Here is a 16,192-nt window from a genome sequence, read left to right as displayed (position 1 = left end):
TGAGAAAGCGCTTTAAAAAATAGGGGGTTATAAAATGAAAATTTCATTATTCTGTAATGCAGGGATGTCTACAAGTTTAGTCGCTTCAAAATTGAAAAAAGCCTATGATGATGCAGGGGTTAATAATACGGTATCTGCACATGATTTTTCATCTCTATCCACAGAGTCAGAGGGGACCGATGTAATTATCTTAGGTCCACAGATTGCTTGGGCATATGACGATGTTGTAAACGATTACCCTACAAAAAAAGTCATTTTATTAACAATTCAAGAATTTGGAAGTATGAATGGTGAAACTATAAAAAGTCGATTAGATCAAGAACTTTGAATGTTTAGAAAGAAGGGTTGTTGAATATGGCTGGTAATTGGTTAAATAACATGCAAATGGTCCTTACAAAACATATGGGGAAAATTGCGGGTAATAAATTGTTGCTAACTCTACGTGATACCTTTATCATGGCTGCCGCCCCACTGATGATTGCCGGATTTGCAATTATGATTAGCTCAGTTTTTCTTGATCCAAATGGAATTATTTTCGGTAGTAATGGACTGCATATAGGACAAATTGTTTCTGGTTCAACTGAAGTTTGGAGTAAGTCTAGTTTTGCTAGCATATTAACGACGCTACAAGGTCATTTTAATTTATTTGTTCAAGGTACGATGGCAATAAATGCAATACTGGTGGTTACGGGTTTTGCCTATTTTGGAACAAGAAGATTTTTTCCGAAAAATAAAGAACCCATCGTTTCTGTTTTTTATGCTTTAGCCTCTTTCTTTATAGCATTACCTTGGACAACAAATGGAGTTACTACATCAGGGAAAGAAGCCACCCTGGTCAATATTCTTAATTCGAATTATATTGGTCAACAGGGAATTTTTACTGGATTAATAGTATCTGGAATTACTATTTATGTTTTTAATAAACTAATAGAAAAAAATATTACTCTTAAACTACCAGATAGTGTACCACCTGCTGTATCAAAAAGTTTTGAATCTCTTATTCCTGGGGTTATCACTTTGTCAATCTTTGTTATAATCTCTGCTATATTAACAGGATTATTAAATACTTCATTACCAGAGTTATTATTAACAATTCTACAGAAACCAGCCTTAACTCTATCAAACACACCTTTTTTTGCATTTAGTGCAATATTCACAACACCTTTGCTGCAGTGGTTTGGTATTCATGGGACTTCAGTATGGGGGCCGATTTTTGGGTTAACTTGGGGTATAAATGACAACGAAAATATTATGGGAATAGCTGAGCATTTATATACAACACTTTATATGAATTTTTCAGTTGTATCTTCAGGTGCTCTAACAATAGCACCTATCCTAGCCTTCCTTATTTTTAGTAAAAAAGCTGAATCAAAGCAGGTTTCAAAAATTGCAATAGCGCCTGGGATTTTTAATGTAAGTGAACCATTGACTTATGGACTTCCAATTGTTTTAAATCCTATTTTATTTATACCATATATATTAAGTTGGCTTGTTCCATTCTTCCTAGGAATAATATTAACCAAACTAGATATTCTTCCTGTTATTGTGAATAATGTGCCATGGACAGTCCCGCCAATTATATCAGGTTTACTCTTTTCGGGAAGTTTTGTTGGGGCTCTTTACCAGATAGTAGTCATAGTAATGGTTACACTTATTTATATGCCATTTGTTCAAGCAGCAAATAATATAAGAAAAGATTAAATTTGTATCTAGGAAGGTGTTAATATGCAAGAAAAAATTATTAATAAATCAGTAAATGGTTGGGATTATCAAAATTCAGATCGCATTTTTTATAAAGAAGGTTATTTTTATGATTATGCAGAAAAAGCTACACAAGTTAAGGTCCATGATGATCAAGTAGATATCTTAATTCAACTAGTTAGTGGAACTCAGACCGTTCTATCTCTATCTCATATCAATAAAGAAATTATTCAGTTTGAATTTAAGGCAACTGAAGGATCATTTGAGATGAAACCGTTTTACTTACAAGATGAATATTATTCTCATCAAACTTTTTCTTTAATTGAAGAACAAGAACACTATCAATTCACAAAAGACAATTTTAAAATATGTGTAATGAAAGATCCTTTTCAATTAGTAGTCAGTAGAAATGGGGTAAAAGTATTTGAGACATCTCTAAAAAAAGTTTCTAGACAATATATTACTCCTGGAATTGGTTATCGAATTGACAAAGATGGTGTGCGAGAAGCTTTTCTTTCTTGGAATCTTTGTAACGGAGAAAACATATATGGTTTGGGCGAAAAATTCGGAAAAGTAGAAAAACAACAAAGCCGAATAACTAGCTATGCGATGGATGCTTGTGGAACAAACACGACAGACCTGGCTTATAAAGCGCACCCCATTATTATGTCGACGAGAGGGTATGGGCTACTATTAGCAACTGCAAGACGTACTCATTGGGATATCGGGAACTTTTGTTTTGTGTCAGGAAGTGTTTTAACAGAAAGTGAAGTATTGCGTGGTTATCTATTTTTTGGAGATAATTTAAAACAATTAATATCAAAACAAGCAGAAATTCAGGGGAAACCATCCTTAATTGACCCTTGGACCTTAGGGGTTTGGTACAGCCGTTGCTCCTATATGAATAAAGAAGAACTTTATGAAATAAAAGATAAATTAAAAGAATACGGTATCCCTTTTGATGTACTAAATATAGACGTCCATTGGCCGAAAAATTACTGGTATGGTGAATATTGGGTAGATTGTTGCGATTTTGAATGGGGTCATGAAAAATTTCCAGAGCCAGAAAGTATGTTTGAAGAGCTACTAAATGAAGGTGTTGCTTGTTCGGTTTGGATGAATCCATATTTACCGCCAGAAACGAAAATTTACGAAGAAGCATTGAAAAAAGGTTATTTAGTAAAAACACTAGATGGAGGAATTGCCCATATTAAGCGAAGACAAGTAAGCCAGATTGGGATCCCAGATTTAACAAATCCAGAAGCTTATGAGTGGTGGAAAAATCATGTGAAAGAACTATTAGGTCTTGGAATAAAAGTGGTAAAGCCTGACTATACGGATCGGATTCCTGAAAATTCATTATTTTTTAACGGTTTCACTGGAAAGGATATGCATAATGCCTATATCTACCTATATGATAAAGCCTGTTATGAAGCAACAGAAGAAGTTCATGGAACATCTCTTGTTTGGAAACGTCCTGGCTTTTTGGGGACTGGGAAGTTTGCTGGAACATGGTCTGGCGATGTTGAATCAACATTTGAAGGATTGAAGAACACTCTTAGAGGAGGGTTATCAGTCGGTTTTACAGGTGAATGTTATTGGAGTAGTGATATTGCAGGTTTCAAAGGTGAAAAACCTAGTGAAGAACTGTATATTAGATGGTCTCAAGTTGGTTTACTTTGTTCTCTTGCACGTTATCATGGTACGACAGTAAGAGAGCCGTGGTTTTACGGGGAAAAAGCAATAGAAGTTGTACGTCATTATAGTCAACTTCGCTATTCACTTATTCCTTATTTATTACAAGCAGCAGAACAAGCAGAGAGTTTAGGTCTTCCAATAATGAGACATCTTTCTATTGAGTTTGAGGAAGATCCTTTCGTGCATGCTATTGATGATCAATTTTTATTGGGAGAACATATTCTTGTTGCGCCAATTCTGGAAGAAGGACAAGCTGTACGAACAATCTATTTACCTAAAGGTCGATGGTTCGAGTTAAACTTAAATAAATGGTATGAAGGAAATAGAACAATTACACTTCCAGTTAGCATTGATCATATTCCTGTTTTTATAAAGGGTGGGACAATAATTCCGCGCTTTAAAAATCAATTGTCAAATTTAAAAGACTTTAAATACGAACCAATAGAATTGTATTCATATGGTGAGTTTGTTCCTTGTGAAGGCTTACTAGTCAGTCAAGATCGTAAAAAATATCACTATTCAATTAACGAACATAAAGAAGTATCAACTGAGTACCCTGCTTCAATCTCTTTAAAAATTCTAGAGTAAATCAGGGTCTCGAATTAGGTAAGTCATTGGTTACGGATATTAATGGAACCTTGGTTCATGATAATGAGCATATTTTATTTAAGGAAATTAAATATCTAATAATTGCTAAAATTGAGAAAGATTATAGAAGGAGGGTCAATAGTTATGAAATTAGAATTTCCAAAAGGATTTTATTGGGGAAGTGCAGCTTCTGCAACGCAGACAGAGGGGGCAGCGAATGAAGGTGGAAAAGGAAAAAATATTTGGGACCATTGGTATGAGATTGAACCTCGTAGATTTTATGATGAGGTTGGTCCAGGAAAGGCATCGGAATTTTATCATCATCTAGAAAACGATTTAAAACTTTTAAATCAAACTGGACATAATTCATTCAGACCTTCTATTAGCTGGTCAAGAATGTTTCCTAAAGGATACGGTGAGGTTAACCAAGATGCAATTAAGTTCTATAATAAATTAATTGATGGAATGATTGCTGAAGGAGTCGAACCATTTATAAATTTATATCATTTTGATATGCCATTTGAAATGCAAAAAATCGGTGGATTTGAAAATAAAGAAGTAGTGAATCATTTTGTAAAGTATGCAGAAACGTGTTTTGACTTATTCGGAGACCGTGTCAAGCGTTGGTTTACGTTCAATGAACCAATTGTGCCTGTACATGGAGGATATTTGTATGATTTCCATTATCCTAATAAGGTTGATCCCAAGGCAGCTTTCCAAGTAGCTTATAATACAATTCTCGCAAGTGCTAAAGCAATTGCAGCATATAAAAAAAGCCAGGATGGAAAAATAGGAATTGTTTTGAACTTAACACCGTCTTATCCAAGAAGCCAGCATCCCTCTGATTTAGAGGCAGCTAGAATATCAGATTTATTTTCTAATCGTGCATTTTTAGATCCCTCAGTTAAAGGAACATTTCCTGAGGGCTTAAAGGTAATACTTGAAAGGCACTCCGTATTGCCAGATTATTCAATTGAAGAGTTAGAAATCATTAAAAAGAATAAAGTTGATTACTTAGGAGTCAATTACTATCATCCACACCGTGTTTGTGCTCGTACTACTGTCCCAAACTTAGAGTCTCCATTCATGCCAGAGTTCTATTATGAAAACTACGAGATGCCAGGAAGAAGAATGAATATATATAAAAACTGGGAAATTTATGAACAGGGTCTCTATGATATCGCACTAAACATTCGAGATAATTATGGGAATATTGAATGGATGGTTTCCGAAAACGGCATGGGTGTAAAAGACGAACGGCGCTTTGCAAAAGAAGAGTATATTGAAGATGATTATCGCATTGAATTCTATGAAGATCACTTGTACTGGTTACACAAAGGAATACAAGCTGGATCGAATTGTATTGGGTATCATGTTTGGACCTTTATTGATAATTGGTCTTGGATGAACGCCTACCGTAATCGCTATGGACTGGTATCCCTGAATTTAAAAACAGGAACAAGAACAATTAAGAAAAGTGGTTATTGGTTAAATGAAGTGAAAACAAATAATGGATTTGAATATAAAAGGGAGTGGAAGTTAGGTGAATGAACAAGTATCCCAAAATGCAATGCAGTTAATCTTTTACGCAGGAAATGCTAAATCGTTGGCTCTTAAAGGAATTATTGAAGCAGAGAATGGCGAAGTTTTAGTAGGCTATGAAAAAATAAATGAAGCAAAAGCCGAATTAAACAAGGGACACTCTATTCAAACAAGATTAATGACCGATGAGATTAACGGAAATGAAATCGAGAAATCAATTCTATTAATTCATGCACAAGATCATTTTATGTCTGCTTCATTAAGTATTGAACTAAGTGAAAGAATACTGAAATTATATGAGAAATTAGGTTCTGGTGAAAAAGTTTTATTCACTTAAAAGAGGCATATAGATTTCTAATAAAATTTGGACTTATAAACAATTCCAAATAGCAAATTTATGAACTCCAATTGATTTTGAAAGACTTTTCTAATAATGTAAATTGTCCTTTTTTATACATGTATCATTTAAAGCCGAGAGAAATGGATGTAGTTGTAACATAGATTTCAACGAATCCGCAAAGAGGATGGGGAATTTATGAAAAAGTACACGATATCCTAATGAATGTAAAAGAAAATTACGGAAACATTGAATGTTTTATTTCTGAAAATGTAATGAGTGTAGAAGGAGAAGAGCGTTTCCGTGATGAAAATGGAATAATCCAAGACGATTATCGTATTGAATTCATTGAAGAACATTTAAAATGGATCCATAAAGCTCTACAAGAAGGTGCCAATGTGAAAGGATATCACTTATGGACGTTTATGGATAACTGGTCATGGACAAATGCGTTTAAAAACCGGTATGGTTTTGTCTCCGTTGATCTTGAAAAGGATGCAGAGCGCTCTATTAAAAAAAGTGGGCACTGGTTTAAGAAAGTTTCAGAGAATAACGGTTTTTAAAGAAGATGGCCGATTTGGCCATCTTCTTTTGAATAAAAAAGATATAAAAAGGAAACCAAAACAGGACTTCTAAATTAATTGTTTTAGTTATTTAGGTAATTTCTTTCATATAGATGATAAGTTGGAGGTTTTACAAATGAGTTACTATGCAGTCTTTGATACAGGAGGATCGTCCATAAAATATGCTTTGATGGACGAAATGGCTACATTTCTAAAAAAAGGTTCAGTGAAAACCCCAATGGAAGGAATCGACTCATTTGTTGAAACTATCGCTCAAATAGTCGAACAGTTTCAAGAGACATATTCTATTGAAGGTGTTGCACTTAGTATGCCTGGTGCGGTTGATGTGGAGACGGGTTACATTGGAGGCGGTAGTAAAATTCCTTATATCCATGGACCGAATATAAAACAACTAGTGCAGAAAAGAACTGGAGTAGGAGTTGAGCTAGAAAATGACGCGAACTGTGCTGGATTAGCTGAAGGATGGATGGGTGCAGCACAGGATGTAAATGATTATATATGTATCGTCATAGGAAGTGGAATTGGTGGTACCATTGTTCTCGATAAGAAAGTTCGTCACGGAAAAAATCTACATGCTGGAGAGTTTGGTTATATGTTGATGGAAGGTTATCTGGAACACCATCTTGGGAAAAACTGGAGTCAAGTGGCATCGACTGCTGGTTTGGTTCGCCATGTGGCAAACCGAAAAGGAAAGGATTGTAGTGATCTAGATGGAAAAACTGTATTTGAAATGGCTGATTATGGAGATGCAGATGCACAAGAAGAGATTAGTACGTTTATTAAACGTTTAGCAGTTGGTATTTTCAACGTCCAATACGTCATAGATCCAGAAAAAATTTTAATTGGAGGTGCTGTAAGTAAACAAAAGTTCTTGATTGAAAGAATCAATCAAGAGCTTAGTATGATGAAAGACGATACGTCTCGTTTACATGTTACCGTAGAAAGATGTGCATTTGGAAATGATTCAAATCTAATTGGAGCTCTATATCATTACTTACAACAAAAAAACATGGTATGAACATGAGAACACTTAGTTTTATTTGTTTTGTTTCCAGTAGTTTTTAAGCTCCAATTCTTCGTCAATCTCTTTTTTTAATCGTTCTGTCTTATCATTGTCTATATCATTAGGCCCTTTTATTAAAATGTTCATTGCTGCTCTATAGGCCTAGTCACAGGGTAGCTGTTGTAGACAGCAAAGTAGAATGACACAAAGTTACCAATACGAGTAAATTTTGTATAAAAGTATAGATAAGAATTACTAAAAACTACTGTTTTTGTAACTAATTGGTTCATGTATCTGTTGAGTGACTAGCATTGGATTTTATAATTACAAAAAAATATGTTCAAAAGTATTACCAAATACTTTTACGACAACTTTAGCTTACTCGTCGCTACGTTACTTTGCGGTTTACTGCACAAACCCTGTGACTAGGCCAACTAAAAGCTCAAATCATACGCTAAGGGCCAATACCAGCGTAGCTGACAAAGACCGCAAAGTATGTCCATGAAAAGTTACTAAAACGGTGAGTATCGGAACTTTACTTTCTTCTAAGCTCCTTTGTCCGCTAGAGAAGAAGGAAAATCTTGTTACTATCAAACAAAGTTTCATAACCATGAACATAAACGGAACTTTATTTCGAATTACGGTTTAATTTTTACCGATTATTAACATCTACTTTGCGGGAGGTGTCAGTTATCTATACTATGAAAATCAGTAGTATTTAAGGTATTCGAAGTAGAAAAATTGAGTGAAAAACTACGTTGAATACTTGATATCTTAACTCAGTAAACAATGTATTCAACGTATACAAAGTAGTAATATCTTAACACTGTGAAGGCATCGAATACCTTATCTTAAATAACAAAGGCTTGATACGCCTTAAGGCGTTTTAGCTGCCTTCAAGGCAACTAACGATTGTTGAATTTGATGTTCGAGGTTCGATGTCTAGACGAATACGTGGTTTACATGTCTTCAATGTAAAAGGCTTATGAAATAAAGGACTTTTTACTCCCAAGTATAGATAATGTCAGCTACGCTGGTACTACCCCTTCAAGTGGAAATTGGGAGAGAACAGCATTAAATGACAAATTTCTATATGGCATTCCTTCTAAAGATACTGGTCCTTCCATGGACTACACCACCAGTCAGTTTACCTTTCTTGTTAAGTGGTGGGAATTTTATGGCTGCACTATGGGCGGTGTTAATGTAGTTCTATCAGTCATTTACTGGCCTTTTGTTAAAGTATTATTAATATGCGAAGAACTTGCGAAAAAAATGAACAGTTTTCAGCATAAAATATAGATTGTGAGGTGGGTAAATATGTTAGTTTCTGATTTAGATGGAACATTAATATTCCCGGATAATTTAGTTTCAGAAGAAGATCTTAAAGCTATCATTGACTTAAAATCAAAGGGTATTCCCTTTGTAGTAGCAACGGGAAGAACACTTACTGGTTGCAGCGTAATTCGGGATCATCACGGTCTTGACTATGACTACGCTGTTTTAGCTAATGGGGCAATAATTGTCGATGCAAAGGATATGATAATAAAGAAGCAAACATTAAATGGAAGTTTAGTTGATAAAGTGGTTGATTATGTAAAGACTAGGGGATTTTTTATCTGTGGAAGCAATGGCGATACTTCATATGTTTTAGATTTGGATTATGAGTGTCCTCAAGAGCCTTTCATAACGCTTGTTTCTGAGGAAGAGTATAAACGTCAAGAATTAGTTACTATTAATATAACACTTCTGGAGAAAGACATTGATGTAACGAAACAGGTTATGAAAGAATTAATTGAAATATTTGGTAAAGAAGCGTCGATATTTAGAAATCAAGATTTTATTGATATTGTTCCATTAGGATGTTCGAAAGGGGAGGGAGTAAAGGATGTTGCAAAATTATTAAAAATACCTCATACAAACGTACATGTAGTAGGAGATTCTTGGAACGATGAATCCATGTTTAGTAATTTTGAAAATTCTTACGTATTATCACATGCCGAAGAATTGCTTAAAACGAAAGCTAAAAGGATTGTAAATAATGTTAGTGAAATTTCTCATTACTTTCTTGCTGATAAATAATTACGAGAAACCAACATGAGGTAGGAGTATATCAGTAGATATACAAACATAGGTATCTTTTCACGTATATTAAGAGCAGTTTACTTATTCCGCAAGGTTCCGCATAATGGAACTCAGAAAAATCCATGTTATATCATTAACAATCGTTTCATTATATTTGGGGTTTACAGTGAGCTTGTCATAATCCCGTAGAACTCGTCAGCCCCCGGAGGTCTAACAGTTCGTGAACTCGTTTCTTTTGGGAGATTTCCTTACCAATCTGGAATGGATCTTCTTACTGAGGAGTTCTAAAATAATGGATGGAAAGATCGAGTAAGGTATTCGATTTCTCCTAAGTGTCAAGACATCACTACTTTGTATACGTTGAATACATTGTTTACTGAATTTAGATATTAACCTTTATTGTCATGTTCTAATATCTATCATTCTATCTGTTCGTAAAAGTACACTTTTACGAACGGTTCTTTTTTTTATAAAATCACCTTATTTTCACGTTCGTTAAAGTTGAAAAACACTTTATGAACGCTCGTGATTTTGCATACACTTTTACAAACGCCTTTGGTAGAATAATAGGAAAGTAAGTAGAAAAAGGAGTATAAAGATGGAAGTTCGTAAATTCGGATACATAAGAGTTAGTAGCAAAGATCAATATGAAGGACGTCAACTTCAGGCCATGAAAGAAAAAGGATTAGATGAACGAGATATCTTCCTAGATAAACAAAGTGGGAAAAACTTTGACCGGGCTCAATATCAATTGTTAAAACGTATGATCCGGAAAGGGGATGTCCTATATATTCATTCACTCGATCGTTTTGGCCGGAACAAGGAAGAAATTCTACAAGAATGGAATGACATCACGAAAAATATCCAAGCAGATATCGTGGTCATGGATATGCCATTGTTAGACACTACTCAATTTAAGGATAGTTTAGGGACCTTCATCGCAGATCTTGTTTTACAAATCCTTTCCTGGATGGCGGAAGAGGAGAGGGACCGTATACGAAAACGACAGCGTGAAGGAATTGATGTGGCTTTGCAAAATGGTGTGCCCTTCGGTCGGCCGAAAACTACTGTAACAGAAGAGTTTAAACAAGTTTATGATTTATGGAAATCAGGAGAAATTACAGCAGTAAAAGCTATGGCGGAACTAGGAGTTAAAAAGACGACTTTTTATAAGTTGGTTAAGGAATATGAAAAAGACTTTAAAAAAATCACATTATAATAGAAGAAACTCGTCAAAAACAGCCTTTGTTCAATTTAAGCAAAGGCTATTCAACAATAAAGGAGGTCTTTTGAGTATAAGTGATTCGAAAGGATATAAATAGTTATTAGTTTTTATTAATTAACCATCTTTTCACGTTTAACCACAGCATTGCAACAATTAAAATTCCCCATATTCCAATTGTGTAACGTAAAGGATGTTAGCTAACAAAATGACCTAAAAATGGTAAATTACCCCACACATCAGATACAATTAGTTTTATTCCGTTGTAACCAAGTAATATTGTCAAAAGAGATGTTAATATTAGTATTAGTGTTTCATTTTGTTTTATTTCTAAATCTCTAGAATTAGTAACATCCTCTCTTATATTTTTTATCAAATCCTCTACTTTAGTTAAAAGATTATGAACATTACTTTTTTCTAAAATACTTTTGTATAATTCTTTGGGACTTCCTTCTGTAAAGAATAGTATTTCTTCATCATATTGAAGTTTAATAAAATTAAGATTCTTTTTAACTGAATTGTAGTCTCTTAATGTTTTATATGTATCTAGTGAAATCTCATTTAACAATTTAATTAAGAAATATCTTTTTATAAAAGTTAATTCGTAAAATCGCAAATAATCTAGCATAGCCATAAGTGTTTGTGATTTAAAAATTGAATTTAAATGTTCATTATATATCTCATTTGACTTCGAAACCTGTTCATCTTCTTTCAAAGATTGTTCAGCTTTTTTTTGAATTGCAGAATATCCTATACTAACTATTGAAGAGGTAGGGGTACAGAAGTAACAAAGTTCCTTATTTTTTGTAATTGAGGAATTATCAAGTAATTGATCAATTTCCTTATCTGTTTTTCTTTCTATTACTTCCTTAACTCCATTTGTAAGATGACTAGCATATAGCCTTTTGTATCTTTCTATAAACTCTTGATGGTTATCATATTTATTTAGTTCAAAATCTCCAAAAACCCAACTTATCGGTCTATTATTAGGATTGTAGAATAAATCAGTTCTACTTAGTAATGCTATTTGTTTTTCATAGAACACCATTATTTCATCAGCAGTTATGTTTTTTTTAACTTCTTTATCCCAAAAGTCATCTATTTTATAATTATCTTTTGTTTTATTAAAATGGATTTCAGTGAATGTAATCTCTCTTGGTGGTGACTCTGACAATTCAATAACTTTATTATGTTCAAAGGAAATTATAAGCTGTATAGTTATAATGCCAATATCATAAACATTAGCAATAATAATAGGTTCCACATAATTATCATTGTATTTAGCAATGAAAGGAATAAGAAGGAATCTTCTATGGTTATGCATTATAAATTTATCACTTAGGCATGATCTATTTAATCTTTCTAGTTGAGTATCAACTTCAATTGAATCATCAAAGATAGTACATTCAATTGGTATTGCTTGATGTGTGAAAACTTTCGCACCTTTTATTTCTTCACTAACTAATTGTTTCTCGAGATAATAATCATTCTGAACACCATGTTTTTCGTATAAATTTTCAATTTTTGCTTCCGTTATCCATTCTGGTAACAAATAAGTATAAATTGAAGTGTTAGGTATATGAGGTGGCCTTGCTGTATAAAGAACTTGCTTCATATCAAGATAGTTTTTATATCTCTTATTAACTACTCCTTTATTATTCTTAGAGTCTATAAAACAAATATAGCCTCTTGATGTTTCTATATTTTTTATTAGGGTCTGATAATCTTTTTTATTAAAATTTATAATTGAATACATATTTAAAGTTCTGGTGAACAATAATGCCGCCTCAATTCATGTTAATGTTATCTCTAACATAAAGAAAAAAACTTAATTTAACTTTATCCATTCTTTATTCTAACTTATTTTTCTACAAAATAAGTTTTTTATTTCTTTGAAAGGGTACATAAAATTATTTTTCTTCATTAAAAATAATTTTTAGAATGGGTGGGTCAATAAAGAATATCGAACAAAAAAGTAAAGTACACATTATATTCCTATCTAATTTACAAAAGGGTAGCCTAGGCTACCTTACTCTTCAACTAGACCACATCTTGCAAAAATGCGTTATTTAAACCTTATCAAATAGATTCAGGCATTTCCTCAAACCTTGGACAGTCCTCATCACTTTATGTGGTCAGTATAAGGATTGGGATACATCGGATAAATCAGTATTAATAATAGGTTCATTATTTAACAGATTGAAAGAGTCTTCAAAAATAGTTTCAACTATTTCCCTCCATTTTTCAGGTATGCTAGACCATTCTTTTGTGCATGATTTTTGAATATAAATATAAGCTTTTGAGGGTTTTTCAGCTGAAGGCGCTGGATAACCTAAAGCATCTTCAATACATTCCTCCAACATAAATCTTCTATTTGGATTTACCATAGCCTCTAAAATTGGAGTGTTAAAAATTTCAGCTCCAGGGGTTCCCTGATCACGATCATGTATTACATAAGGTACTATACCGGTTGCACTTAAATATTTAACCAAGGAGATAATAGATGATTTCCCCCTAGCCTTAATAATTTGCCAATTGTGTAATATATCAACCCGTACAATTGATGGCATTCTAGATATAGTTTCCCTCAAAATAATATCTTCAGTATCGCCTTCTACAATTAAAACATTTTTTGAGAAAAATGCTCTCGATATGTAATCATCCATTTTTAATAGCATTTTCACATAATCCTTTTCGTCACCTTGTAGTTGTTTAAATGCCAAAGAAGTATTAAAAGGATTACAAGTAATTTTTTCGACTTCTATAGTTCCTCCATGAAATGAAATTGAATTTTTATCAAGAATCAAATTATTCAGTATTTGAGCCGGCTTTTGACTCAAATCTATCATGTACGGTGAATGTGTGGTACATACAATTTGATTAAAGGGAAAACCAGCAAGTTCATATATTGTATTACGCATTTGATTTGCTGCATTTGGGTGTAGATATATTTCTGGTTCTTCAAATCCTATTAATAAAGGACGAACATTTTTAGTTTCTATCTTTTTGTTTTCACGCATAGTTCTATACCTAAGTAAAGCAAAAACAGCAGACCTTATTACCCCAGTGCCTTGTAAGGCTACAGAAGTAAGTACGTTACTTTGAAGGCTTATCTTAAAATTAGGTTTTATATTTTTGTCTGCCTCTCCCAAGGTTGTTTCTGCTTTAATCCCAATTTCAGGGAAAATGTTACTAAGGACGGAGTTTAACTCAGTCATCATGACGCCAAATTCACTTTCTGAATCTGCTGGATCAAGTTCTGCTGCTAGTAAGTTCAAATATGTTTGGGCTTGTTTGAAATTATCTGAAGAGTCTCTGACATCCTTAAAAAGTTCGTTTAATGTATCGTATAGAGCCCCTGAGGTACTAGATAACTCTGATGCTTTATCCTGAGCCGGAATAAGTAAAAATTTAGGTAATTTTTGAAGTACAATTGCCGGTATTCCACCAGGATTTTCAAACCATGACTCTTGAGTCTCATCTACTTCATAAAGATCATCAATTTTATGAACTGCTTCTATTTGTTTTATACTTAATTTTTTATCTAAATTAATACTATCAAGACCTACCTCTTTTATAACTTCATATGGTAAGCCCGCATCAATAAAGCTATTTAAAGTCATGCATTCTTTAAAGCTTTCAATCATGACTTTATTATATTCTTTCATTTGCACTGTATAATTAGTATTAGGCTTGAATATTTTTCTATAAATTATTTTATAACCAGTTTCTTCTGTTCCTGCAGGAGGGTTATATTTTAAAACACGCCCTTTAAATCCTTTCCAATAAACTGCATCTTTTGAAACGTTTCTAAATTCAGCAGTTAGAACAACCTGTTCACATATTCTCTCATTCGAATTACCATCTTCAGTTAATCTATGACTAAACTCTTCGTCGGGGATTCTCTTTGCATCATTTAATAAAATATTTAGAGCGTGTAGTATGCTACTTTTCCCTTTATTATTTTCACCTATTAAAAAAGTTGCATCTGAAAAGAGTACCGTAGTGTCTAAATGTCTTCTATAACCTTCAATTCCTAATGAGTATAAGTCCATCACTAACCTCCTATGTTTTGTTTTCTAACTTTCTATTAATTAATTTCGACAAACAGGTGATTTTTACCTGTATTCCATAAAGTTTAACAATTGATCTTTAGTTCTTTTGTATTGGTTGTCGGGATATTTTTTAAAAATAAGGTGATGGTTGTTAATTGTACTATAGTGATATATGGGTATTTAAGAGGGCTTGCCTATGAGTAAATGATTTTGTTATGATTTACAACTAGCATTGTAGTTTTTTCTCTCGCCCTTGTGGTGATGGGCAGCAGTAAAAGAGAAATTTAAAGAAGAAATGTTGGAAAAAGGATTAAAATGAATTAAATTTCTAAGCTGCTGTACGCATAATTATCTATATTTTATTTGTTTACATAATACTGATTATTAACAGCCAAAAGTCTAGTTTCTTTCTTGCCTTAAAGTGGAAAACGAAGAGGATATATGTTTGGGGCTCTACATAGTATATTTAAATTTGAGGTGTATCAAAATGAATATAACTGAATTAGTGAAAGCTGTATCAACACAAGCTGACCTTACACAAAAAGATGCTGCAAAAGCAGTTGATGCGTTATTTGAATCTATTTCTAACATTCTTGCTAAGGAAGAGAAAATCCAATTAATAGGATTTGGTACTTTTGAAGTGCGAGTCCGATCAGCTCGAACGGGTACAAACAGGAGAAGAAACCCAAATTGCGGCTTCCAAATTTCCTGCTTTTAAAGCAGATAAGGAATTAAAAGAAGCTGTTAAATGAAAAAAATAGAAAATACACTGGTGAACTGAACTCCGAATAGTGGNAAGTGGACCTATTCGGGGTTTTTTCTGTTTTTTCTAAAGAGAAACCCCGTTATACTAGTACATAATTATTTCGANACGGGAGAACACGATCATGAGTAAAATTATTTTTAATGAACATCAATTACGGTTATTAGAAGCGAACCCCAATGTAGAGTCTGTTTCTGAGCGTGCCATTCAGTATACAGCTGATTTTAAGCTACGAGCAGTGAAAGAAAATCAAGCAGGAAAAGGTCCCAAACAAATCTTTGAAGAGAATGCATTTGACCCAGATATGATTGGGGTAAAAAAAGCTCAAAGTGCGCTAAGTCTCTGGCGCAAAACGGTTCACATACACGGTGAACAAGGCTTCTTAGAAGAACGTCGTGGAAAATCTAGTACAGGCCGTCCAAAAAAAGTAAACGTATCTTCAGACAAAAAACTCGCTAAAGCAGAAGCACGGATTCAGTTATTAGATGCTGAACTAACGCTGCTAAAAAAGCTCGACGAACTGGAAAGGAAGGCGAAGAAGAAACAATTTCAGCTCCAAATAAGAAGTATCAACTGAAGAATATGATAGGATACTTATGCGAATTAGCCAGTGTCAG

The 16,192-nt window shown here is 33.4% G+C and carries 11 protein-coding genes and 3 pseudogenes; 12 read left to right on the top strand and 2 right to left on the bottom strand.

Going from position 1 to position 16,192, the window contains the following annotated elements:
- Positions 1-34: 34 nt before the first annotated feature.
- The 10 genes and pseudogenes from ASU00_RS16905 (at position 35) to ASU00_RS16865 (ending at position 10,754) form a co-directional block, all read left to right on the top strand.
- Entirely contained in the window at positions 35-328 is a 294-nt protein-coding gene (locus ASU00_RS16905; protein WP_057914653.1) for a PTS sugar transporter subunit IIB, read from the top strand.
- 26 nt (positions 329-354) lie between these two features.
- Positions 355-1,701 (top strand): PTS sugar transporter subunit IIC, encoded by a 1,347-nt coding sequence (locus ASU00_RS16900; protein WP_057914652.1) that lies wholly within the window; start codon positions 355-357, stop codon positions 1,699-1,701.
- Between the two features lie 24 nt (positions 1,702-1,725).
- Positions 1,726-3,987: a glycoside hydrolase family 31 protein gene (locus ASU00_RS16895; RefSeq protein ID WP_057914651.1), complete on the top strand. Its 2,262-nt coding sequence runs from the start codon at positions 1,726-1,728 to the stop codon at positions 3,985-3,987.
- A 144-nt stretch (positions 3,988-4,131) separates the two neighbouring features.
- On the top strand, positions 4,132-5,538 hold the full coding sequence (locus ASU00_RS16890) for a glycoside hydrolase family 1 protein (protein ID WP_057914650.1): 1,407 nt from the start codon (positions 4,132-4,134) through the stop codon (positions 5,536-5,538).
- On the top strand, positions 5,531-5,866 hold the full coding sequence (locus tag ASU00_RS16885) for a PTS lactose/cellobiose transporter subunit IIA (protein WP_057914649.1): 336 nt from the start codon (positions 5,531-5,533) through the stop codon (positions 5,864-5,866). Before ASU00_RS16890 ends, ASU00_RS16885 begins: the two co-directional genes overlap by 8 nt.
- Before the next feature lie 173 nt (positions 5,867-6,039).
- A pseudogene (locus tag ASU00_RS16880) lies at positions 6,040-6,429 on the top strand (family 1 glycosylhydrolase); the annotation flags it as partial.
- Between the two features lie 136 nt (positions 6,430-6,565).
- Positions 6,566-7,468: an ROK family protein gene (locus ASU00_RS16875; protein ID WP_057914647.1), complete on the top strand. Its 903-nt coding sequence runs from the start codon at positions 6,566-6,568 to the stop codon at positions 7,466-7,468.
- A 1,302-nt stretch (positions 7,469-8,770) separates the two neighbouring features.
- A complete protein-coding gene (locus tag ASU00_RS16870) occupies positions 8,771-9,532 on the top strand; it encodes a Cof-type HAD-IIB family hydrolase (protein WP_057914646.1) in 762 nt (253 codons plus the stop codon).
- A gap of 192 nt (positions 9,533-9,724) precedes the next feature.
- A pseudogene (gene fecE, locus ASU00_RS26955) lies at positions 9,725-9,817 on the top strand (Fe(3+) dicitrate ABC transporter ATP-binding protein FecE); the annotation flags it as partial.
- Between the two features lie 316 nt (positions 9,818-10,133).
- The gene (locus tag ASU00_RS16865; RefSeq protein WP_057914645.1) at positions 10,134-10,754 is read left to right on the top strand and encodes a recombinase family protein; all 621 of its coding nucleotides are present in this window, start codon (positions 10,134-10,136) and stop codon (positions 10,752-10,754) included.
- 199 nt (positions 10,755-10,953) lie between these two features.
- Here ASU00_RS16865 and ASU00_RS16860 read toward each other — a convergent pair whose 3' ends face one another.
- Together ASU00_RS16860 and ASU00_RS16855 are read right to left on the bottom strand one after the other, a co-directional pair.
- On the bottom strand, positions 10,954-12,534 hold the full coding sequence (locus ASU00_RS16860; RefSeq protein ID WP_057914644.1) for a hypothetical protein: 1,581 nt from the start codon (positions 12,532-12,534) through the stop codon (positions 10,954-10,956).
- 358 nt (positions 12,535-12,892) lie between these two features.
- Entirely contained in the window at positions 12,893-14,812 is a 1,920-nt protein-coding gene (locus ASU00_RS16855; RefSeq protein ID WP_057914643.1) for an AAA family ATPase, read from the bottom strand.
- Positions 14,813-15,299: 487 nt separating this feature from the next.
- Here ASU00_RS16855 and ASU00_RS16850 point away from each other — a divergent pair.
- Positions 15,300-15,564: pseudogene (locus tag ASU00_RS16850) on the top strand (HU family DNA-binding protein).
- A 135-nt stretch (positions 15,565-15,699) separates the two neighbouring features.
- Positions 15,700-16,152 carry an HTH domain-containing protein gene (locus tag ASU00_RS25055; protein WP_057914642.1) on the top strand — a complete coding sequence of 151 codons (453 nt, stop codon included), beginning with the start codon at positions 15,700-15,702 and terminating at the stop codon, positions 16,150-16,152.
- The last annotated feature ends 40 nt before the right edge of the window (positions 16,153-16,192 follow it).

Origin of the sequence: Peribacillus muralis (assembly GCF_001439925.1) — a bacterium.
Lineage (GTDB): Bacteria > Bacillota > Bacilli > Bacillales > DSM-1321 > Peribacillus > Peribacillus muralis.
Note: the sequence above shows the minus strand (reverse complement) of the source record. Positions and strands in the feature narration are given on the sequence as shown.

What these genes read in the sequence shown, in the direction of transcription:
- ASU00_RS16895 (WP_057914651.1), top strand. Translation starts at nt 1,726, where the DNA reads ATGCAAGAAAAAATTATTAATAAATCAGTAAATGGTTGGGATTATCAA.
- ASU00_RS16900 (WP_057914652.1), top strand. Translation starts at nt 355, where the DNA reads ATGGCTGGTAATTGGTTAAATAACATGCAAATGGTCCTTACAAAACAT.
- ASU00_RS16865 (WP_057914645.1), top strand. Translation starts at nt 10,134, where the DNA reads ATGGAAGTTCGTAAATTCGGATACATAAGAGTTAGTAGCAAAGATCAA.
- ASU00_RS16890 (WP_057914650.1), top strand. Translation starts at nt 4,132, where the DNA reads ATGAAATTAGAATTTCCAAAAGGATTTTATTGGGGAAGTGCAGCTTCT.
- ASU00_RS16875 (WP_057914647.1), top strand. Translation starts at nt 6,566, where the DNA reads ATGAGTTACTATGCAGTCTTTGATACAGGAGGATCGTCCATAAAATAT.
- ASU00_RS16905 (WP_057914653.1), top strand. Translation starts at nt 35, where the DNA reads ATGAAAATTTCATTATTCTGTAATGCAGGGATGTCTACAAGTTTAGTC.
- ASU00_RS16855 (WP_057914643.1), bottom strand. Translation starts at nt 14,812, where the DNA reads ATGGACTTATACTCATTAGGAATTGAAGGTTATAGAAGACATTTAGAC.
- ASU00_RS25055 (WP_057914642.1), top strand. Translation starts at nt 15,700, where the DNA reads ATGAGTAAAATTATTTTTAATGAACATCAATTACGGTTATTAGAAGCG.
- ASU00_RS16870 (WP_057914646.1), top strand. Translation starts at nt 8,771, where the DNA reads ATGTTAGTTTCTGATTTAGATGGAACATTAATATTCCCGGATAATTTA.